This is a genomic window from Hoskinsella mucinilytica (assembly GCF_045223415.1).
Taxonomy (GTDB): Bacteria; Bacillota_I; Bacilli_A; order Erysipelotrichales; family Erysipelotrichaceae; genus Hoskinsella; species Hoskinsella mucinilytica.
In genome coordinates, this window is sequence record NZ_JBEQZJ010000008.1 from 20,993 (window position 1) to 40,616 (window position 19,624).

The following is a 19,624-nucleotide window of genomic DNA, read 5'->3' on the forward strand; positions in this document are numbered from 1 at the left end:
TACTGTCTTAAACATTTATTTTATCTTAGTTTTATCAAATAATAATTTTTTATATTTTTACCCCAAAATTTAGATTTCTTTAATTATAACTATATATGAACAACCATTTCTTTCAGGCAATATTTATTGGATTTCATTTTTTGATATTTATATTTTTTAGTATCATAATTATTTACTCCAATTATATCAGTTGTAAACAGACATTTAGGATATGTCAATTAAACTTATGTCCTGCTAATAATAATTACTGTACTCAAAATTCTTATAGATGTAATTGATAAAAAACGATCAATTAACCTGTGATGAAAAACTTATTTTTAAGTACAAACTTTCAATAACATTTTTTATTTTATAGCAATATATTGAATACCATTATTTATTGCTAATCTGAGTGAACATAAATATATTATACCGTAAAACAAAAAACACAATAAATTGACATATGTAATTATGTTATAATTATAAGTGTTCTTACAAGCATTATTTATATAAAGAAAGCAGGATGAATTTATGTTCAAACTATATACTATTTTTGATGCTATTAGTTTACTTATTATCTACAGGCTACATTTTTATCCACAATGGAAAAACTGCAAATATACTTTTTTTGTAAAGACAGTGTTCTATATTTACATATGTTTCTTACTATATTTCACATTACTTCCAGTTGTTTTTCCTACACCCTTTTCTGGTACCAATTTTAGTTTCAACAATCTTAATCTCATTCTATTTAAAGATATAATACAAGGTAATGGTCAAGCCGTAAAGGAGTTTGGATTGAATATCTTAATGATGGTTCCATTTGGTATTTTATTACCTTTCTGTACCCAAAAAAAATGTATACCAACACTTTGTTATACATTTTTATTAAGTACTTGTATCGAGGTTTTGCAATTGTTTTCAATTAGAGGATTAGCAGTATGCGATATCACAGATTTGATTTCTAATACACTAGGAGGCTTAATAGGATATATTTTATTTAAGATATTTTCACAAAAAGCACAGCTAGTTATAACACATTTTTTTCCAAAAAATAACGAGAATACATACAAAAAAAATATTAGATTTAGTAAGTTAGAGGTATTAATTTATATCATTATTTTCATTCAATTATTTTTTAGATCTATTATCATAAATTTTATAGCACTTTAAGCAACACAGTGAGAATTTATGTTTCTTCCTTGAAGATCTTCATTAGTGGTACAAAGGAGATAGTCCGGTTGCTCAATTAAAGTGCCTTTTTTACATTAATACAGAAGGCATAAAAAAAGTAATGTGTTCAACATTCGAACAACATTACAACTTTTAGAATTTTCTTTTTTAAAATCAAAACACATAGGATAGATTGCCAAATTAATTTACTGGTTATTACCTCTTTTGAGTTACCAATTTTTATGTTAAATATTTTATCTATTTACACCCATTAATGCCTCTAATATTTTTTACATTTACTTTTTTGCTTTTATTGTGTAATCCTTAAACATTTAAAATATTTGAGTGAGAGTGGCGTTATTAAATTCATATACAGAATCTGCTAATTCTTCAATATCTCCTTCAATATGGCTAGTTAATAAAATGATTCTATCCTTGCTTTTTAGAGTGATAAGTAAGTTTTTAATTTCTTTCCTACCTTTTTTATCCAATCCATTAAATGGTTCATCTAATACTATGATTTTTTGATCTTCCATAATTGCTTGGGCTATTGCCAGCCGCTGACGCATTCCTAAAGAGAAATTTTTAACCTTATCTTTATTATTAATATCCAATCCAACTAATGAAATATATCTTTTTATTTCATCATCTGAAATTTTATTTCGAATGCTTGCTAAATACTTTAAATTTTGAAATTGATTGTAATTTTCAATAAATCCTGGTCGTTCTATCAAAACACCTAAATCAGGGATAAAATCCAAATCTTTCCCTATTTGTTTTCCATTGAATAAAACGGTTCCTTTATTTGGTTTTAAAAAACCACAAAGCAGTTTGAAAAAAACTGACTTTCCAGATCCATTTGCACCAATAAAACCATAAATTTTGCCATAATCAAGTTCGATATTGATATCATCAATTACGATATGATTTTTAAACTTCTTTGATAAATGTTCTATTTTTAGCATAGAACAACCTCCTTCTTTTTAATTAAATATTTAAACCAAAAAATTGAAATAAAATCTATTGTAAACAACATCAAAACATATGGTATATAATTTGTTTCTATTTCTATAAATTTTGATGTTGAAATCGCTAAAGGAATGTTAATTGGTATCATTGTGTTCGCACAATATATAATTAGAATAGAAATGAAACTATATTCAAACTGAATTATACATTCTAATACCACATAAATCACTATCATACTGACTATGCTCAAACAATCTGCGACAATGTATTCTACTAATTCTAATTGTTTTATCAAATATGCTCTGGAAAGAATAAAATATACTATGTTAGACAACATAGTAAGAGCAACACCATAGCATAAAATAATGACTAATACAGAATTCATGAATTTTTTATAACTACTAATTCTTGAAAGTATAAAAATCGCTATTTCACTTCTTACTTTTTCTATAATTCTTCCAATAAACATGAATATTATTGAGATGTTTATCAATTTGAATACCAATAAGCTTAAACTGAAGACATGATTATTATCTCCACCAATCCAAAGAATATATGAACTATATTCATCTATTGGTTTCATAATAAAGACTAAAAACAAAAAATCAATTGCTAAAAACAAAAGTAGATTGACAATAATAAGTGTTTTGAATTCTTTCCATATCAATTTATTAAGACTCATTACTGTTATCATATTCATTAAACTCCAATCTGTTGATAAGTAAATCTTGCTCTATCCATGAATAGAAAACCATATATCCTATAAGATGTATATTCAAAAATATCGTATCATTCAGTTTCATAATTTCTTGTTGCCTTAAATAATTACCTCCAGCAGAAAAATCTAATATCAGAATAAAATTATTATTAAAAATTTTCAGTAATTCTGTTGGAAGTGTCAATACAAAAAATATCAAGATAGGAATTAAACAAATATAATTACTGTTTTTTTGAATAATTTGGAAATGTAACATACTATAGTATGTCAATAACTGTGCTATACAGGCTAATAGAAAATATCGTATTACAAGAAACATTATATTGTATAATATAATAACCGAAAAATTCCCTAACACAAGTGTAAAATAAAAAATAGGTACTATAGTTATAGTTAAACAAATAAGAATAGTTGACAATACTATAAATATAGAATCAATTAAAACATAATTTTTTTTCGATTGAAATCTAGAAACATAATTTAAAAGAATGATATATATACCATTTTTGTGTATTATCACTAAGGAAGGAATAAATACTAACCATAAATATAAATCATTTGTAACGATTGATAAGTATCCATAAAAGTCATTTGTATTGCTCATATGCGCTGTTACTATAATAAAAAAAATATTTGCAAAGGTGACTAAATAAGTAAGTTTAGATTTATAAACTATTTTAAATTTTTCTTTTATTAGATTCATATATCAATTACCGCTTTTTAAATATCTATTTTCATTTAATACATAACTGATAATTCCGATAAGTAAATATACAATTATCATGATTATAAAACCATATAAAGTGAAATTTGTTGATATTAGTGGTTGCATAACTACATTGGGTTGCAAAAAAGATGGGAAAATCATATCCAATACGCCAACAATTAAAAATGGAACAATGATGATTGCAATTTTATTTTTTAGCATTGCCGTAATCCCAACTGAAAATACGATAAAGCTAAAGTAATAAATTGTTTGCATTCCAAATAATAATAAAAAGTAAACATATGGGTTTTTGAGAAAAAATGATTCTTTATAAGAAACCAAATTTTCAATAAATTCTAAATCAACATCATGGTATGTGAAGAAATATGTTATAATTGCAAAACATAGTTCAGCCATGGCCAATAGCATTGTACCTGATATTGCAATAGCCATAATTTTTTTTATTAAATACTTCTTTCTTCCTTCACGAGCAGTCATAAAATTTCTGAAGTTATTTTTCTTTTCTTCATAATATGATAATATATAGGGCGATATAAGAATAAGTGGAGCTAATGCTTGAACCATGTAATATGAGCCACTCCATACACGAAATACATTTCCATAATAGTGTTTAAAAAACAACAAATCATCTTGTCTAGTAAATTCTATTGATGGTTTAGCTAAAAGTGCTGTTCGCCATCCCTTATAATACGTATTTACTAGCATTAAGCAAACAATAAGAATAAATAAAATAATATTAGATTTTTTCAGCAAAGCTCGTTTTATCTCTTGGAACATACATAGACCTCCTCAATTAGGAGATGTTATAAGGTGTAAACGATAGTCTAATTCATTTTATTTAGTATGAATCAGGACTCCAATTTCCGTACGTTGTTGCTGAAGAATTCCATGCACCTCCGTGTCTAGTTGCACGGGCAGCATATTGATATCCCCCTACAGCATTGAAACGTGACCAAACATGATATCCAAATGTACCTGCTTGGGTGAATGCAACTACACGTGATTCTCCATTTGAATTCGCCATATCATATTCGAAATTGTTTGTACTTCCTGATGTATTTGTACACTTTATAATTGGCGCTTCATTGTTTGTAACCTTATAAACATAATTCGTATATGCCCATGGACTCAACCAACCTGAAGTCAAATTCAGTGTATATTTTCCATTGTATGCGCTTGCAGTAACTAGTGTTCCCATAAGCATAAGGGACATTAATCCTGCTTTTAAAATACTCGATTTTTTCATCCTTGTTTTTCCTCCTTTTTGTTTTACACCTTATAACATCAAAACGTGTAATCAAAATTTTCTAATGACTACGCATAAATTATATCAAAATAAAGTTATCATAAAATGGTCATTAAGACACAAAAAAGCCTTTTTTAGACATTGCTACGCTTCAATAGTAAATAATTGATATCTATAAACAAATGCGAATCGTCTCATCATATCGATTTTTAGACTTTTTTGATTAAAAAATTTAATGAAATATTACTTTATGCATAAAACTTTAAATGATTTTCATTCTTTCCGTATCCAAATATAATGATACTACCAAAAGAATAAGAATTTAGCTTACATTGATCATTGGAATTTCCTTCAATCGTATAAACTATTCCATTATCTACTTTCTCCACTATGCCTACATGATCTGGTGTACCATCATTTTCCCAATCAAAGAATATAATATCTCCACTCTTAGGGATATGCCCTCTATCTTTCCATTGTCCTCTATCTTTATACCATTTGACTCCGTCAACTACCGCCGCAAATTTTGGAATCGTTATATCAAGATCACCAGATTGATAGGCCACCCAACTCACAAAGCAAGCACACCATTCTACACGTTCTTTATAACCATACCATGACCAATAAGGAGTACCGCCTTGATTGCCAATTTGTGAAACTGCTATATCAACTAGCCTACTTCCACTTGTTCCCATGCCGGCAAATTGATAATAGCGTAATACATGAGGAACATACTCTGGATCTCCATAACTACTCCATCCATGTTTACGTGCTTGTTCATCTGAAAAAACTTTTGCATTTCCTTGTGAGTATGCTCCAAAGTTTTTGATTGCCCAACTAATATAACCATTACCATAATTATATCCTTGTAAAGCTAAGCTAAGTTTTGGTATATCTAAAGGATCATTACATTCAGCCTGCTTCAGACATTCTGCAAAATTTTGTACACCAACCTGAATAGAGTAATTCGGATCAGTGATACCATTTGGAACATTGGGATACTTTTTATTATATGCACACTCACTGGCTTGCATTGGATCAGTTCCTCTACCACCTGATTCCTGCATCATGATTGCTTGTAATGCACTAAGAAAATGGGGAATCTCATATTCATCCGCATACTTCTGCAATGTTTCTGTATGGGCAATGACTTCAGGAGATAACTGATTTCCTACGCCACTACTAGAACTACCTGTCATAAAAATACCGCCAATCAAGGCAATCAACAAGATTGCTAATAGAGCAATAGAACTTATGGAACATAGGAAAGCTATTGCTGTCCTTGTAGCTTCGATTGCCCGTTTTGCAGCCTTTGTGGTTGACTTAATAGACGATAAGGATTTACGTCCTAGGATTTTAACAGCATGGAATGATTCCTTAGATACTTTTGCTGACTCAATCGCTGATTGCTTCGCAAGCTCTTGCGTTGTTTTCAGGGATACTTTGCTTGTATCTTTTAATGCTTTCCCGTTCCTTGCTGCATTTTTGATTTCTCTTTTCGATGAAGTTTTACTTTTATATGAATTACGATCCGTTGTTTTGATTCCCTTAGAAGTTGACTCTCTTGTTTTGATTTTAGATGGATGTTCCTCTACCTCATGAGCTGGCTCTTTTGTTGCACGATGTGTATCTGATTTCAATGATTTGGACTTTGTTTGTGGACTTGGAGTTTCTACATCTTCTTCTGAATCAAGAACCATATCTTCTTGCTTATTTCGCTTATCTTTCAAATAGCGATGTCCTTTTGCTATCTGAATCTTAGCATTTACTGCAGACTGGTCAACAACATGTTGTCCATGTATGGTTACCTGATTTGTCGCATAATCATTGGGACTGGTATATTGAGAATCCTTGGTTTCCTCTATGCTTTCTTTTGTCTTAGCGGTTATATTACGAATATGCTCTCCTGCGACTGCTGCTTTATCAATCGCCTTAATATCTTTGATCGTATTCTTGGTTTTAATATCTTTACTCATCGTTCAAACTCTTTAGGATTTCTTGTTTGACAATCCCTGCAATATTCCGGATAACGTAATTTAATCGCTTCAAAGAAATAAGGAGCGTGTTCACAGGCGAACAAATCATACGGAGTACTTTCTTGTTCGTGTCCTTCCCACATAAAACCATTCCATAAATTGAATGCTAATTTAGTGGCACATTCAGAACCACTGGTTTGCCAAGGCTGATATAATCCATCAGGTTTAATACGATCCTCTTTCGGATCATATAAAGAGAGTATATTGTTTCTGCAATCCTGATTGATTCCAAGTGTATAAAATAATGCACGATGATAAGAATCCTGCCTAGGACTACTCTTCATCCAATTCAAATAGAAATTGCGATGCTCTTCTGAATGAAATCTAATTTGCATATCATAACCTAAAAACTGAAGCAGATCATCTCTGCTCCAGTTCCTTTTCCTTTCCCATCTTTATAGTAGATGTTTCCTGATGTTGTTTGTTTTTAATATCTTTCAATTCTGATTTGACTGATTTCTTTGGCTCATGCTTCTGTTCAAATTCATTCAAAGAATGAATCGTATTATCTGTTTTGGTTGCCATCGTTGTTAAGGCACTCATAGAAGCGAATAAACCGCTTTGTGCTTTCGCCAGTACTCCTTTTTCTGTATCTCGTGTAGGTATTTTATCTGCTTCTTTTCCTGTTAACACTCTGCCGGCATTCTTCAAGTGATGACTTGCAGAATGAATGTTATCGCCTAGTTTTGTCAGATGGTCGATGCCATGATCCGCAGATTGCACAGCATGATTTAAGCTTCCTTTGATAGTTTCCAATAGACCTTTTACATTCAATGACTTCATAGCAGTTACTAAAGCTGATTTCCCATGTTCCTTAAAATCACTAACTGCCTTATCGACAGATTTCATGATGTGTTTTTTCAATTTTATGACCTGATTTTTTGCTTCTTCCACTTTAACAACAACTTTATCCACTGCTCTGCCTGCTGTTGCCCGCAAGGTCTTATCTTGAATCGTACTTAATTCTTGTCGCACATTTTTCAATTCCTCTAGCACCGTTGTAAACTGTGATTCCATTTGATCTACATAACCGGCAAGCAGCTGTACGCTCAGCTTTTCATCATGCATTCCGTTTTCCTCCAGTAACTGAAGGAATTTCTTCATATTCTCTTGATCCATCAAATTTTTATTCTGTTCCATTATTTAATACTCCTTTCTCCTTTGGCTTTTTATCCGTTGGTTTCGTTGTCATAAGCTGATATAATTTTGTATCTGTAGGAAAACGATTGATAAAAGGCACTAAAGAGCTGCCATATTTAATCAAACCGCATCCTGCATCAGCATTAGTGATATACGACATCTGTTCATCTGAAATATTCAACATTTTTGCTAGTTTCGTTCTGTCTTGCGAAGCCTGATTTAACATGACCACAAATTCGCTGTTCGATAACATGGTGCTTGCCATAACAGAATCCAACAAATACTCCACATTTTGCGTGATACCTGTTGGAAAACCATCACGTTTTCGAAACTGCCTCCAAGCACTGTTGAAGAATGAAGCTGAGTATTCGTTTTCAAATACCACATGAAACTCATCAATGAATACATGTGTACGGATACCTTTCCGCCAGTTTTCAGTGACACGATTCAGCATAGCGTCTGTAATTACCAGTAGTCCCATTGTCTTTAATTGCTTGCCTAAGTCCATGATGTCATAAACAATCATGCGGTTATTGGTATCTACATTGGTCTTATGCGCAAACGCATTTAATGAACCATTGGTAAACAGCTCTAATTCAAGTGCAAGATTCTTTGCTTCTTTTTCGGGTTGCTCTAACAGCTTCTCTCTTAAAAGTGCCAATGTAGGAAGTTTTCCACCATTCTGGTAATCCTCATACACAAGGAACACACAGCGGTCAATAATGGACTTTTCTTTTGGTCCTATCCCTTTTTTATCCAGTTGCTCAAATAGAGAAAGGATAAATTCTGATTTGTCTATAACAGGATTTTTTCCTTCTCCATAATTTTCTACCATATCCATCGCATTGATATGATCATCACTGCCGGCAGCAATGTGAATAACTTCTCCGCCTAATGCCTTGAGCAATGCGGAATACTCGTTTTCGGGATCACAGACCAAGATATGATCATTGGTACTGAGTGCTAAAAACACAATCAATTCTTTCGCACTGAACGATTTCCCAGATCCCGGTACTCCGAGTAGAAATGCCGATTGGTTCAACAAATTTTCTTTATTTACCATAATCAAGTTATGTGATATGGCATTTTCGCCGTAGTAGATACCATCTTTATCCATGATTTCTTGCACACGAAACGGATTCAGTACCGCAAGACTTTCGGTTGTAAGGGTACGCAAGGCATTGATTTTACGCACTCCGATCGGTAAAGCGGTATTTAAACCATCCATCTGTTGGAAATTAAGTGGGGACATTTGACATAGATGCTTGCGTGCAGTTGTCATCAATGTGTCTGTGTCAATATCCAACTGTTCCTTGCTATCAGCTGTCAATACAAATGTTAAAACTGCAAACATCATTCTTTGATCTCTTGTCGTAAGGTCATCGAGAAACTCCTTTGCTTCTTTCCGTTGTTGCTCCATGTCATAGGGGATCACTGCAGAGAAATTGTTATTGGCATTCTGCCGTCTTTGCCAGTTTGTGATATTGGTTTCCACACCTAGCAGACGATTTTCTACTTCTCGTACCGCTTCATCTGTTGGTACCGGAATCACGTCAATGCTCATCATCATATTGTGATTCATATCCGTAAGATCCGCAATCATGCTATCCTTGATATAACTTGCATAATCCTTTAGGAAGAGAACTCGACCATATCGTTCTCCCATCACGAAGTAATCCTTGCGAAATTCAAAACTATCCGGACAGATATAATCTTTAAAATCATGACCTCTTTTCATCAACTGCTTTAGATCAAGCTGAAACGCAACTTCTTCGCCGGTTCGATAGAAATCATGCAAGATCTGTAATCGCTCTACAGAATTCAAAATTCTGCATTTGGAATCCAGCCTAGCTAGATGTGTTGTCATATCTGTGGTAACTCTCCTAAAATAGGTCTTTGCGTCTTCATAGTCTTTTCTAAATACAGAAACGGTAAGATACATTTCTCGAATCATACCGTTTGTTCCCATTGCTTTATCTAAAAGCATTTCATTGTATTCTTTTCTGTATATATCCAAGCCATCTTCCTTGAGGGGCAACAAAATTTCTTTTTCAAAATTATCTTTATTTAATCTTCTCAAAGAAATCGTAATCTTGGTTGTTGCGCCACTGTCAAAAGAATTGAGAAGCTCTGAATATTCAAGAAACATTGCTTCCTTATCTTCCTTGCTGGCAACCGCATAGTTAATATCTGTAAATTTATACGTCATGGAAAACTTATTTTTTCCTACCTTGAAGATTCCATCGTGATATACCGTATCAATCGGTATGATCTGCTGAATCTTTCTTGGAATCTTATATTTTTCTTTTTCCTGTTTATTTATGCTTGTGAGTGTTTTTATCACGTTTCAGCACCTCTCTTTCTTGTTCTTTGAAATAAGGCTGTAATATATCCCAATATAGGTTGTGTGTTTCCATCTTTATTGTTCTTGGCATCAATATCTCGCATTTGATCCATGCCCATATGATCTGTTCAGCACTCATCCCGTTATAAGTGATAAAGCCTAAAGCCGCAAAAGGAGCAACACCGACAATACACATCCATGACAGTGTTTCTAGTCCGAAATAAGGATGAAGGACGAAGTAAAGCAGGATTGCCATGATGCATGACAGAACAGAAAAAATGAATTGTCTGAGTGACAATCCAAAATAGATAGATTCCGTATAATTACGGATTTCCTTATTCACTTTTATTTCCATTGATATTAAGACCTCCAATCTTAAAAAAATGCACATTTGCACCCAAAAGCATTATTTGTTATACTGTTTTACAATACAAACAGGAGGGATCATTATGCCGCTATTTGCTGTATTGTCATTAGGTGCTACGTTTATATTATTGCTTATATCTGTATCCATGAAACTGGCAGGCAAGCTAAGACTAACCTTGCCATTCATCTATCTGCTCGTTGCTGTGGTCAGTACGTTTTTTACACGTTGGACAACAGAACACGAACAGCTTGTCTTGTATGGTTTGTATGCTTTAATCGTATTAAGCATACTTAGCTGGTTGAAATCATTAAAAGACTTTATCAGTGAAAAACGGTATGCCAAGGCTGTTGAAGATGATGTTTCATGGCAGATACAACAAGCAAAGAAACGAGGTATTCAACTGGAAGATGTCTATGTAGACTCTCAGGGAACACTTCGTTACAATGATACAAATGAACCCATCATCTAAGGTGCCAATCTCGGCATCTTTTTTTATAAGCCCATCATTTCTCTAACCACACGATCACTCATCTTAACTGCACCGACCAATACCAGCATATTGAATATCAGCTCTCCGACATAGCTCCATACCTGTGTCACTGCGGCAGCGTCCACGTCCACAGCAGGAGGGGAAGCGGCGAATAGTGAAAAGATGATACAGGCTAGTACTACAATAGCTCCTTCTAGGCATACTGCACAATATGATTTTAAAAATGACTTTCCAACATTTTGTGATGGTTCTCCCGCAAAAGTAGATAAAGGCACAGGCGCTATTGCTGTATAAAGATACAGGCGAAAGAAGCGACCATACACACTCATAATCATAACGAAACTCAATATGGTAATGAATAAGCCACCTATAAGGGTTACCGCCCATAAAGGAATGGAATCGAAGAAACCTACATCTTCGATTGCTGTTACCAGTGATTCAGGAAGAACTGTATCCGTTGCACCACCAAAACCGCCTGCGTTCATAATCGTTGATACAATCCCTTGCACGATTTCAAATAATGCAATCATCAGTTCCAGACCATAGGTAACCACACCCTTTGCAAGTGCAAATCGTATGAATATTTTCAAAGCATGTTCCGGCTTTTTCACTTCCGCAAAAGAGCCACATGTTTTGACCACACCAACTACAAAGAATAAAACAAGCAAGGCAAGACCAATCGCCATCAAAGCTCCATTGATTTGTTCAATGACCTGCCATATCCCACCACCTTTAAAATCTTTGGGGGATTGGGTAATGATTGCCCATATCTCTGCCAGTTTTTCATTCCAAGTATCAAGTGCATTTTGCAGGTTTTGTACAATCCAGTTATCGCTGTCCATCAGCCAACAATTAGATCAAGAATTTCTTTTGCAAACGTGATTACAACGCCACCTGCAAGCGTCATAAAACCATTGGCACGTTGGGATGGATCATGTGACTTTAAACTCAATCCAATCTGTACGATACCAAACCCTAATAAAATCATACCGATGGCTCTAACTAGTCCAAAGATAAAATCAGATAGATTATTGACAACTTGTAATGGATCGCCAGCCGCATGGGTGGGTGTCGCTCCAACGGTAAACATAACAACTGCAACTACATACATCGTGAATAAGATTTTTCCTCTACGGGAAAGTTTTTTCTTTACTACTTTCATTCTATAGTTCCTCCTTTTCGTTTTCATCAGATATGAAAACATAGTTTTCTTCTGTTACAAATTCTTGTGCTGCTGTGAACTCGTTGCTCAGTGTAATCGAAGCCACTGCATTGTGAATCTCTCCATGATGGAATTCCTTTGTGGAATCTCCGCTATCCGGCGTCATACCTACATTGGGATGTTTTATGATGTCATACTTTTTATCCATGATTGGTCGCTCTCCTCGTATAAAAAGAATAGCCAGTTCATTATCGAGCATTCTGACTTCATCAGGTGTCAACAGTTCACGACCGGAGTTTTGATAGTTGGTGGAATAGTTTCCACTGTGTCCTGTACTCTTTCCATACGTATTCGTGTCGATTGTACTTTTTCCGAGTAATTCTGAAACGTATTTATGTGTACTCTGCTCATTTCCACCAAGATAAAGAAATTCATCACAGTTTCCGACAATGCTTTCCCACTGTTTTTCAAACAATGCCTTCAGCTGTGCAAGGTTTTGGAGAATAATAGATACAGAAACTTCTCGACTACGCATAACAGACAAGATTTTATCAAAATCATCAGGTAAACTGACATTCGCAAATTCATCCATTAAAAAATGCACGTGGACAGGCAAGCGACCATGATATTTATGATCTGCTACCCAAAATAACTGTTGAAACAACTGCGTATACAAAATAGAAATCAGAAAGTTGAAAGAAGTATCATTATCTGGAATAATTGCAAATAACGCTACCTTCTTCTCTCCGATACTGCTCATGTCCAAATCATCTGTTTGAGTTAATTTTGACAAGGATTCAAGATTAAATTTCTCCAAGCGTGCTGCCAGTGTGATTTGAATAGATTTCAGTGTTTTCGCAGAACCTGAATGATAATCACGATAGTATTTCACAGCAATATGATTGGAATCTCTCATTTCCAGCCGATTAAACAATTCGTCTAAAGGGGATTGGTAATAATCGTCATCCTCATGCACATCGCCCGCACGAAGCATTTCCATAACCATGGGGAAATTCTGTTCTTCCACTGGTGCTTCATACCTTAGATAAAAGATTAAGAAAAGCAATAGCATAGATGCTGCAGTATCCCAAAAAGGATCTTGTGCCTGTGCTCCTTTTGGTGTCGTGGCTTTGAATAGATTGGTAACTAGCTTCTGCACATCATTATCTGAATGCAGATAGGCAAAAGGGTTATAGCAGTATGATTGATCCATATTGATTAAATCTAATACACGTACTTCATATCCTTGCTGCTTCAGCATATTTCCACAATCTCTTGTCAGTTCTCCCTTAGGATCAAGCACCACAAAACTTGTGTTTGCCTGTAATAGATTTGGTTTTGCAAAGAATCTTGTCTTACCAGCACCGGAGCCTCCGCAAATAAGTGCCAATACATTTCGCCGATGTTTTCTTCCGTTATAACTGATACGAACATTCTGTGTCAGTATCTTATCTTCTATGGGCTTTTTACTGGCATATTTTTTATTGAGGGCTGAAGTAGAACCCCACTTTGCGGAACCATGTTCTTCGCCACGACGATAGTTCTTCTTGGTCGCATGATAAATGGAAATACCCATACCATAGACACATAGAAAAAGAAGGATAGTTTTTAAGCTATCCTTTGACCATATGATATGAAATGGGGTATTTAAGGCTTTTGTCATTTCTGAAAGATGAGTGAATATCCCTCCTTCAAAAATGTATGGTGCAAATAACAACGCAACCCATACTACCGGAACAGTTCCAAATAGATATAGCAGTACATAGGATTGCCGATTTTTAACGTTCATTTCGCTCACTTCCTCTCATTCTGACATTGGCGTCAATGACTTTCATCAGGGTGTTGTCAATGATTTCCGTATCTTCATTCTCCTGGATCATTTGATTTCTTTTTTCATTCAAGGTGTTCAAAATAATACCGTAATCATATTTGTCTAGCCTTAACGTATAGATGACTTCTTTCATAAGATACCTTATCTTTCAAAACCGGCTTCTTTTACAGCTCTGTTTTTTACCAGTGCAGGTTCCATACGATTGGAAATTTCATCTGCAACTGCTTTGATGTTCATCAATTCCTTCTTAATGTCTTGTGGCTCTTTTCCATCCCCCTGTACACTAACATCAAACTCATAGCCATCTGTAGGAACGCCATACTGCTTGCATAACAGATAAGATGCAGCATACGCATACATATGACATTCATTTCGATCATACTGAGGATTGTTCTGTGCCATCAAGGCATGTGCGATTTCCATCGAAGTAAGCTGAAATACTTTATTTCCATCATCCAATCCGTTACGCATATAAATCTTGTTGCTATTATCATCATACAAGACCGCATATCCTTCAGGCATCTGCTCCGGTGTAACGGAAGAAAAAGAAACAGGGGATTTCTTTGCCAACGCCATGCATAGCATGTTGATGTCAAACTGCCTGCCATGTTCTTTGTGGTGATACTGTTTTGTCTGAGAAACATCATAGACTTTTTTCGCATTGTAGTATGTTCCTATGGAACCATCTTCTCGACGATACTCATCTCCGGGTTCCAGAATCAGGATAGGGTTGTTGAATTCTGAATTTTGGATATATACCTTTTGTTCTCTCCAATAGCGAAGATCTCCAATCTGTGTCGCTTCAGGGCGCTGTTCAGCCAACAATAACGCATTGTTAACGGAATAACGAGGAAAGGTTCCCTGTACATCAAGATACAACTGTAAAGAAGCCGGATCATTTCCTACCTTCAGTGCCATCTCATCTGCCATTGTATAGCACTTCTGACGATTCTCCTTGCTTTCATTTACAAATGCCTGCACCTCATCAGGTGTTCGTTCTTTCTTTGCCTGCTCTTGTTTTCCTGTGAACATATCATTAAAATAATTCATCATGTTTACCTCTCTTTTCTCTTTCTTTTCTTAGCTTCGGTGTGTTTTATATCCGCATGCTGTAATTGCTTTGCTTTTTCTTTCTGTGGTTCTGCTAATTTCTGTTCCTGTTTTTTCTTGATTTCTGCCAATTCTTTTTTCACGCTTGGCTTTGGAAGTTTAAAAGGTTCCCCCTCGATTTGTTTTGAGATAGGCTCGGATGGACGGGAGTTCTCCATCTTCGCCACCTTGGGGTTTACTGAAGCTTCTTCCTTCTGCAAAGGTTTCGTAAATATCTGTTCCATTACCTTTTCATTCTCTGACTTTTCCGGTTTTTCCTGTTCTAGAACATCCCTTTGTTTTTTGATACTGCGTGTTTTTTCAATGTCCGCCTTGATTTGAGCTGATTGGCTGACATCCGATAACTTAAAGCGATCCACGATGCGATCTACTCTGCTGGCATCTTCCTGTTTGACCATGACATCTACCATGCCATCTTCTGTACCTCGTCCATTACGTACAGCACAATACAAAATGCCATAACGTTTGGCTTCCTTTTTAAATTGATCAAAATCATCGACTTTGACCGTAAAGATCGTAAGTGGTCGTCCTGTTTTAATCAGATTTTCTAAACGTGTACGCCCTTTACTTTTTTTGTTGTCCTTTAAAATAGCATACAGCATGGTCGCAACTTCCTTCGCTGCTACGCCACTGATTTTTAAGGCAACTTCTGCACCATTCAAGCTCATCCTAATGACTTGTTCGGCTGCATCTCCTCCTGTGTTCAATTTGCGACTCCTCCTTTCTTTCATCGTCATGAACGACTTTCAGTTTTGCTTTTATTACTTCAGAACGCTTTGCGATATTTTCGCAGAGTACCACCTCCTTTCGTAAAACACCAATCTCAACAGTGAGGTTTTTGATCTTCTGTTTGAGCATGTTTTTGGTATCGTCATCATGCACACTGCGTAAACGATAGCGAAGATGCTTACGCTCATCCACCAGCGATTTCATCATTTTCTCCTGCTTCGATTGGTATGAAAAAAGCTGTTGTGAAGTTTCAATCTTGTGAACACACAACAGCCTTGTTTCTTTATTGATAGTTTCTAATTTTGCAAGATCTTCTCTCAATAAAAAATGAAGTCTTGCATTTGATACCTGCTTGTCTTTGGGAAGAATACCCAGTTTAAAACAATAACTGAGATACAATCCTCTTAGACCTTTAAAACTGCGTTGTTTTTTTAGAGAACCATGGAACCTTAACACTGTCACTTTTTGCTTAGGTTTCTTATCTGCTAATTTACGATGATCGTTTGCAAGTATTCTTTTACAAATGGCATCATAGGTATATTCTTCGCCAAGATTACGTGCCAGCTTGATTCCACGTTCTTTCCCTTGAGGACGCACTGTTATATCTTTTCCTTGTTTGATCGTATAGCCTTTTTGTCTGAGCAAGTAAAAAAATTGCTTGTCTGTCATAGATTGTTGAATCACTTCATCTACATCACTTTTAATGAGGTTCCGCCATGTCGGTCTGCCTTCCTGTTCTGCTTTCCACTCTCCATACTGTTTTGCTTTGCCACGTCGTGGGTTCTCTATGACAGATAGACCATATTCTTTACAAATGCGATCGGAAGCCTTTCGCATTTGCATATAGGTCTTGGTACAATCGTTATAACGGTATCCATCCCTAAAAGAAACAGAATTCAGCACGAAATGATTGTGAATATGTTTTTGCTTATCAAGATGGGTTGCGACAATAACCTGAAAACGTTCGCCCCATAATTCATTGGCAAGTTTTATCCCAATCTCATGTGCAATCTTTGGAGTACCTTCATTTTCCGCAAATGATTGATAACCATGAAAGGCTACGATCCCATCTTCTTTTCCATAACGCTTTTTTACTGCAAGCATTTCTGTTCTTGCTGTATGGATTGAGCAGTTGATACCGGATACAAATCGCTCTGTTGTTACTTCTGAAAAAGTAGCTTCTTCTCTCATGGCATAGCCGATAACATCCTGTAATGCTTCTGTACCTTTATCATCTATATCCTGTTTCTCGTAAAAATCAGGATTCTTTGTCTTTTCCGGATTTTCCACATAGATCACAATCTTGCCAAGCCATCCCTTGACATCCCAAATTGATGTTGTTGCCATATTAAAACTTCATTGACTTTGGCAAAATCACTGCTTCAGTTATTTTTGTAACTGCCTTTTCAAATTCTTTTACTGCTTGATCATATTGCTGTACATCAACGACGTTAAGCTGATGAGCCTTACGAGCGATTTGATTTAAGTTATTTCCCACAGCATGAAGTTCCTTCATCATGGCATAGTAATCTGCTGAAGGAGCTTCCACAGGCACAACACCGTTGATCAGATGACGAATATATGCCTCCTGTGATAACCCCGACTTCTTCACAAGATTTTTAAGATGTTGCTGTTCACGCCTATTCAATCTTGTAATTATTGCAATATTTCTTTTTCTCATAGTTCCTCCATTCTATAAACAAAAGGAAGCTGACCTATCATCAAACTTCCCGCTGTTTATCGTTCTCTATTTTGCTTTTTCATTTCTTTAACTGCAGATTCTACTTTGTAATCAACGATGTCACTGAGCATATCCATATAGGATATATCTGTTTTCATCCATTCTTGATAAAGTGCGTCAAGTGGATACTTCAAGGAAAGCATTGCTTTGGCTTCATCTGAAGATAGTGATTTTTCACTTAATGCCATTGCTAAATCCTCCTTAAAGACTTTCTCATAAGAATGCTCAATAATTTCAACAGGAGATAACCCTTTAAGTTTTTCAATGAATGTATTGTATTCATTTTGAACTTTATCATTGAGCATTTCATTTAACATTTTACTTCTATCCATTTCTATCAACTCCTTTCATATAAAAAGCCACTCAGTAATTAAACCAAGTGGCTATGTAGACAATCATCTTATTTCATTATGTTAAAAAATGCAGTTGCATCTTTCATGCCATATAGATAAAACATGAATCTCAACTCATATTCAAGCAGGCTTTGCAATTTTATATACCTTACTACGGTCTTTGCCTGTTCCGGTGTCATCGGCTCTGTCATTTGATCATTCAATAGAGTGGTCATAAAAGGTGTATCCAATATCGCCATTGACTCTTCATAATTGTTTTTATAATCCGAACTAATTTTCTTTAATGCACTCATACCTTGGCGATCTAAAGATTCAAAATGATAATGCAACATCTCATATATTTGCTCATATGCATTCATAATTCATTCTCCAACACATGTTCACTCGCTATAGCAAAATTGTTCAACATCTGCAAATAGGTCGAGCAATCCAAATGACCGCATAGATAAATTGCATAACGCTTCATATCTTCTATTCGACTTTCTAATTCTAAATAATGAATCATTGCTTTATGTTCATCGTCTGATAATTGCTTTGGTTTCTCATATTCAAGAAAATTTAACATATTGTGATATTTATCCATAATTTCGTTTCGTTCCATGATGAGGTGTTTATAATCATCATCACATTCTTCTAGATATTGTACCGCCCTCGTTAAAGCGTTCTCTAGTGTAACACTTTGAATACTATCTCTCGTTAACTCCATAACATCAACCTCCTATTTATCTATATACACTATAAACAATATCGAGGAATTAGACAAATGTGCAAATTGTCTTTCATTTAGTGCGTTAGAAGGTATGTCATATAAATTGCATCGATTAATTGCCTTGGTATAATTCACAACCTGTATGTTTAGAAAAAGAGATGGATTTCACTTCATACCATCCCTTTTCTTAAATTCATCCCAAGATTCAAAAGTATCATCGCCAAACAAAAACCAAATAGTTTCAAAATGATTTATAAAGAAGTTTCTTATTTGTTTCCATAGGCTTCTCACGCTACCACCTCTTTATTTTTTTACACATGACTCCATTTTTAATCTTACCAAACACCGATAAACTGGGATTTATCTTCTGATTTTTCCCTCGTCTGTACAATAATCTTTAACCCCGCAATATGGGCATTTTATTTTATGTTCCTTCATTAAATGTACTTCAAAAATCATTTGCGTCCATTTTGGGTGAAATTCTTTACCACAATTTTTACATTTAAAATTATGTTTACTCTGTACCGTTGCAATTATCAAACATATTATAATAGCAAAAATAATTACTCCGACTAAACAAATGATAATAATATCTTCCATTTTATTACCTCCACAAATTCTAATTTATATACTCATTTTAGCATAATTGAATATAGATTACTATGCTAAGAAAAGGGTGCTAGGGAATCATCCATAGAAAAAGGAGAAGGATAGTGGTTAAGGCTATCCATATCCAGTGCTTGCTGGTATAGTGCATTCTATTCTTAATACTTGTGTATCCATATACGTATTTTGCTTTA

22 protein-coding genes are annotated in these 19,624 nt (G+C 34.8%); 2 read left to right on the top strand and 20 right to left on the bottom strand.

Annotated features, from left to right (window positions below; all coding sequences use genetic code 11):
• Positions 1 to 510 precede the first annotated feature (510 nt).
• Positions 511 to 1,152: a VanZ family protein gene (locus UGRO018_RS03995; protein WP_416325165.1), complete on the top strand. Its 642-nt coding sequence runs from the start codon at positions 511 to 513 to the stop codon at positions 1,150 to 1,152.
• Positions 1,153 to 1,484: 332 nt separating this feature from the next.
• Here the strand turns inward: UGRO018_RS03995 and UGRO018_RS04000 are convergent, their stop codons facing one another.
• From UGRO018_RS04000 to UGRO018_RS04035, 8 genes are all read right to left on the bottom strand, one after another.
• Entirely contained in the window at positions 1,485 to 2,117 is a 633-nt protein-coding gene (locus tag UGRO018_RS04000) for an ABC transporter ATP-binding protein (RefSeq protein ID WP_416325166.1), read from the bottom strand.
• Between the two features lie 1,428 nt (positions 2,118 to 3,545).
• Positions 3,546 to 4,343 (bottom strand): hypothetical protein, encoded by a 798-nt coding sequence (locus UGRO018_RS04005; protein ID WP_416325167.1) that lies wholly within the window; start codon positions 4,341 to 4,343, stop codon positions 3,546 to 3,548.
• A 61-nt stretch (positions 4,344 to 4,404) separates the two neighbouring features.
• Complete coding sequence (locus tag UGRO018_RS04010; RefSeq protein WP_416325168.1) at positions 4,405 to 4,812, bottom strand: hypothetical protein; 408 nt, start codon at positions 4,810 to 4,812, stop codon at positions 4,405 to 4,407.
• A 248-nt stretch (positions 4,813 to 5,060) separates the two neighbouring features.
• Positions 5,061 to 6,788, bottom strand: coding sequence for a lysozyme family protein (locus UGRO018_RS04015; protein ID WP_416325169.1), 1,728 nt, complete (start codon positions 6,786 to 6,788; stop codon positions 5,061 to 5,063).
• Positions 6,785 to 7,183, bottom strand: a complete 399-nt coding sequence (locus UGRO018_RS04020; protein ID WP_416325170.1) for a DUF6075 family protein — start codon at positions 7,181 to 7,183, stop codon at positions 6,785 to 6,787. The genes UGRO018_RS04015 and UGRO018_RS04020 overlap by 4 nt, the downstream gene beginning before the upstream one ends.
• Before the next feature lie 25 nt (positions 7,184 to 7,208).
• Positions 7,209 to 7,988, bottom strand: coding sequence for a DUF6674 family protein (locus tag UGRO018_RS04025; protein WP_416325171.1), 780 nt, complete (start codon positions 7,986 to 7,988; stop codon positions 7,209 to 7,211).
• Positions 7,975 to 10,332, bottom strand: coding sequence for a VirB4-like conjugal transfer ATPase, CD1110 family (locus UGRO018_RS04030; protein WP_416325172.1), 2,358 nt, complete (start codon positions 10,330 to 10,332; stop codon positions 7,975 to 7,977). Before UGRO018_RS04030 ends, UGRO018_RS04025 begins: the two co-directional genes overlap by 14 nt.
• The gene (locus UGRO018_RS04035) at positions 10,304 to 10,687 is read right to left on the bottom strand and encodes a PrgI family protein (protein ID WP_416325173.1); all 384 of its coding nucleotides are present in this window, start codon (positions 10,685 to 10,687) and stop codon (positions 10,304 to 10,306) included. The genes UGRO018_RS04030 and UGRO018_RS04035 overlap by 29 nt, the downstream gene beginning before the upstream one ends.
• A 94-nt stretch (positions 10,688 to 10,781) precedes the next feature.
• Here UGRO018_RS04035 and UGRO018_RS04040 point away from each other — a divergent pair, with 94 nt between their 5' ends.
• Positions 10,782 to 11,168: a hypothetical protein gene (locus UGRO018_RS04040; protein ID WP_416325174.1), complete on the top strand. Its 387-nt coding sequence runs from the start codon at positions 10,782 to 10,784 to the stop codon at positions 11,166 to 11,168.
• Between the two features lie 23 nt (positions 11,169 to 11,191).
• Here the strand turns inward: UGRO018_RS04040 and UGRO018_RS04045 are convergent, their stop codons facing one another.
• The 12 genes from UGRO018_RS04045 to UGRO018_RS04100 form a co-directional block, all read right to left on the bottom strand.
• Positions 11,192 to 12,031: a hypothetical protein gene (locus UGRO018_RS04045; RefSeq protein ID WP_416325175.1), complete on the bottom strand. Its 840-nt coding sequence runs from the start codon at positions 12,029 to 12,031 to the stop codon at positions 11,192 to 11,194.
• Positions 12,031 to 12,393 carry a glutamyl-tRNA amidotransferase gene (locus tag UGRO018_RS04050; protein WP_463667549.1) on the bottom strand — a complete coding sequence of 121 codons (363 nt, stop codon included), beginning with the start codon at positions 12,391 to 12,393 and terminating at the stop codon, positions 12,031 to 12,033. Before UGRO018_RS04050 ends, UGRO018_RS04045 begins: the two co-directional genes overlap by 1 nt.
• Entirely contained in the window at positions 12,353 to 14,140 is a 1,788-nt protein-coding gene (locus UGRO018_RS04055) for a VirD4-like conjugal transfer protein, CD1115 family (RefSeq protein ID WP_416325176.1), read from the bottom strand. The genes UGRO018_RS04050 and UGRO018_RS04055 overlap by 41 nt, the downstream gene beginning before the upstream one ends.
• Complete coding sequence (locus UGRO018_RS04060) at positions 14,130 to 14,315, bottom strand: hypothetical protein (RefSeq protein ID WP_416325177.1); 186 nt, start codon at positions 14,313 to 14,315, stop codon at positions 14,130 to 14,132. Before UGRO018_RS04060 ends, UGRO018_RS04055 begins: the two co-directional genes overlap by 11 nt.
• A gap of 8 nt (positions 14,316 to 14,323) precedes the next feature.
• Positions 14,324 to 15,235, bottom strand: a complete 912-nt coding sequence (locus UGRO018_RS04065) for a hypothetical protein (protein WP_416325178.1) — start codon at positions 15,233 to 15,235, stop codon at positions 14,324 to 14,326.
• 2 nt (positions 15,236 to 15,237) lie between these two features.
• Positions 15,238 to 15,999 (bottom strand): PcfB family protein, encoded by a 762-nt coding sequence (locus UGRO018_RS04070; RefSeq protein ID WP_416325179.1) that lies wholly within the window; start codon positions 15,997 to 15,999, stop codon positions 15,238 to 15,240.
• Entirely contained in the window at positions 15,962 to 17,368 is a 1,407-nt protein-coding gene (locus UGRO018_RS04075; protein WP_416325180.1) for a relaxase/mobilization nuclease domain-containing protein, read from the bottom strand. Before UGRO018_RS04075 ends, UGRO018_RS04070 begins: the two co-directional genes overlap by 38 nt.
• Position 17,369: 1 nt before the next feature.
• Positions 17,370 to 17,702 (bottom strand): plasmid mobilization protein, encoded by a 333-nt coding sequence (locus UGRO018_RS04080; RefSeq protein WP_416325181.1) that lies wholly within the window; start codon positions 17,700 to 17,702, stop codon positions 17,370 to 17,372.
• Between the two features lie 56 nt (positions 17,703 to 17,758).
• Complete coding sequence (locus UGRO018_RS04085; RefSeq protein ID WP_416325182.1) at positions 17,759 to 18,094, bottom strand: DUF3848 domain-containing protein; 336 nt, start codon at positions 18,092 to 18,094, stop codon at positions 17,759 to 17,761.
• A gap of 68 nt (positions 18,095 to 18,162) precedes the next feature.
• Positions 18,163 to 18,474, bottom strand: coding sequence for a hypothetical protein (locus UGRO018_RS04090; protein ID WP_416325183.1), 312 nt, complete (start codon positions 18,472 to 18,474; stop codon positions 18,163 to 18,165).
• Complete coding sequence (locus tag UGRO018_RS04095) at positions 18,471 to 18,821, bottom strand: DUF6664 family protein (protein ID WP_416325184.1); 351 nt, start codon at positions 18,819 to 18,821, stop codon at positions 18,471 to 18,473. Before UGRO018_RS04095 ends, UGRO018_RS04090 begins: the two co-directional genes overlap by 4 nt.
• Positions 18,822 to 19,184: 363 nt before the next feature.
• Positions 19,185 to 19,424, bottom strand: coding sequence for a hypothetical protein (locus UGRO018_RS04100; RefSeq protein ID WP_416325185.1), 240 nt, complete (start codon positions 19,422 to 19,424; stop codon positions 19,185 to 19,187).
• Positions 19,425 to 19,624: the final 200 nt, after the last annotated feature.

Bases quoted from the DNA above. Each gene is read 5' to 3' on its own strand.
- UGRO018_RS03995 (WP_416325165.1), top strand. From the start codon at position 511: ATGTTCAAACTATATACTATTTTTGATGCTATTAGTTTACTTATTATC.
- UGRO018_RS04000 (WP_416325166.1), bottom strand. From the start codon at position 2,117: ATGCTAAAAATAGAACATTTATCAAAGAAGTTTAAAAATCATATCGTA.
- UGRO018_RS04005 (WP_416325167.1), bottom strand. From the start codon at position 4,343: ATGTTCCAAGAGATAAAACGAGCTTTGCTGAAAAAATCTAATATTATT.
- UGRO018_RS04010 (WP_416325168.1), bottom strand. From the start codon at position 4,812: ATGAAAAAATCGAGTATTTTAAAAGCAGGATTAATGTCCCTTATGCTT.
- UGRO018_RS04015 (WP_416325169.1), bottom strand. From the start codon at position 6,788: ATGAGTAAAGATATTAAAACCAAGAATACGATCAAAGATATTAAGGCG.
- UGRO018_RS04020 (WP_416325170.1), bottom strand. From the start codon at position 7,183: ATGCAAATTAGATTTCATTCAGAAGAGCATCGCAATTTCTATTTGAAT.
- UGRO018_RS04025 (WP_416325171.1), bottom strand. From the start codon at position 7,988: ATGGAACAGAATAAAAATTTGATGGATCAAGAGAATATGAAGAAATTC.
- UGRO018_RS04035 (WP_416325173.1), bottom strand. From the start codon at position 10,687: ATGGAAATAAAAGTGAATAAGGAAATCCGTAATTATACGGAATCTATC.
- UGRO018_RS04040 (WP_416325174.1), top strand. From the start codon at position 10,782: ATGCCGCTATTTGCTGTATTGTCATTAGGTGCTACGTTTATATTATTG.
- UGRO018_RS04045 (WP_416325175.1), bottom strand. From the start codon at position 12,031: ATGGACAGCGATAACTGGATTGTACAAAACCTGCAAAATGCACTTGAT.
- UGRO018_RS04050 (WP_463667549.1), bottom strand. From the start codon at position 12,393: ATGTTTTCATATCTGATGAAAACGAAAAGGAGGAACTATAGAATGAAA.
- UGRO018_RS04055 (WP_416325176.1), bottom strand. From the start codon at position 14,140: ATGAACGTTAAAAATCGGCAATCCTATGTACTGCTATATCTATTTGGA.
- UGRO018_RS04060 (WP_416325177.1), bottom strand. From the start codon at position 14,315: ATGAAAGAAGTCATCTATACGTTAAGGCTAGACAAATATGATTACGGT.
- UGRO018_RS04065 (WP_416325178.1), bottom strand. From the start codon at position 15,235: ATGATGAATTATTTTAATGATATGTTCACAGGAAAACAAGAGCAGGCA.
- UGRO018_RS04075 (WP_416325180.1), bottom strand. From the start codon at position 17,368: ATGGCAACAACATCAATTTGGGATGTCAAGGGATGGCTTGGCAAGATT.
- UGRO018_RS04080 (WP_416325181.1), bottom strand. From the start codon at position 17,702: ATGAGAAAAAGAAATATTGCAATAATTACAAGATTGAATAGGCGTGAA.
- UGRO018_RS04085 (WP_416325182.1), bottom strand. From the start codon at position 18,094: ATGGATAGAAGTAAAATGTTAAATGAAATGCTCAATGATAAAGTTCAA.
- UGRO018_RS04090 (WP_416325183.1), bottom strand. From the start codon at position 18,474: ATGAATGCATATGAGCAAATATATGAGATGTTGCATTATCATTTTGAA.
- UGRO018_RS04095 (WP_416325184.1), bottom strand. From the start codon at position 18,821: ATGGAGTTAACGAGAGATAGTATTCAAAGTGTTACACTAGAGAACGCT.
- UGRO018_RS04100 (WP_416325185.1), bottom strand. From the start codon at position 19,424: ATGGAAGATATTATTATCATTTGTTTAGTCGGAGTAATTATTTTTGCT.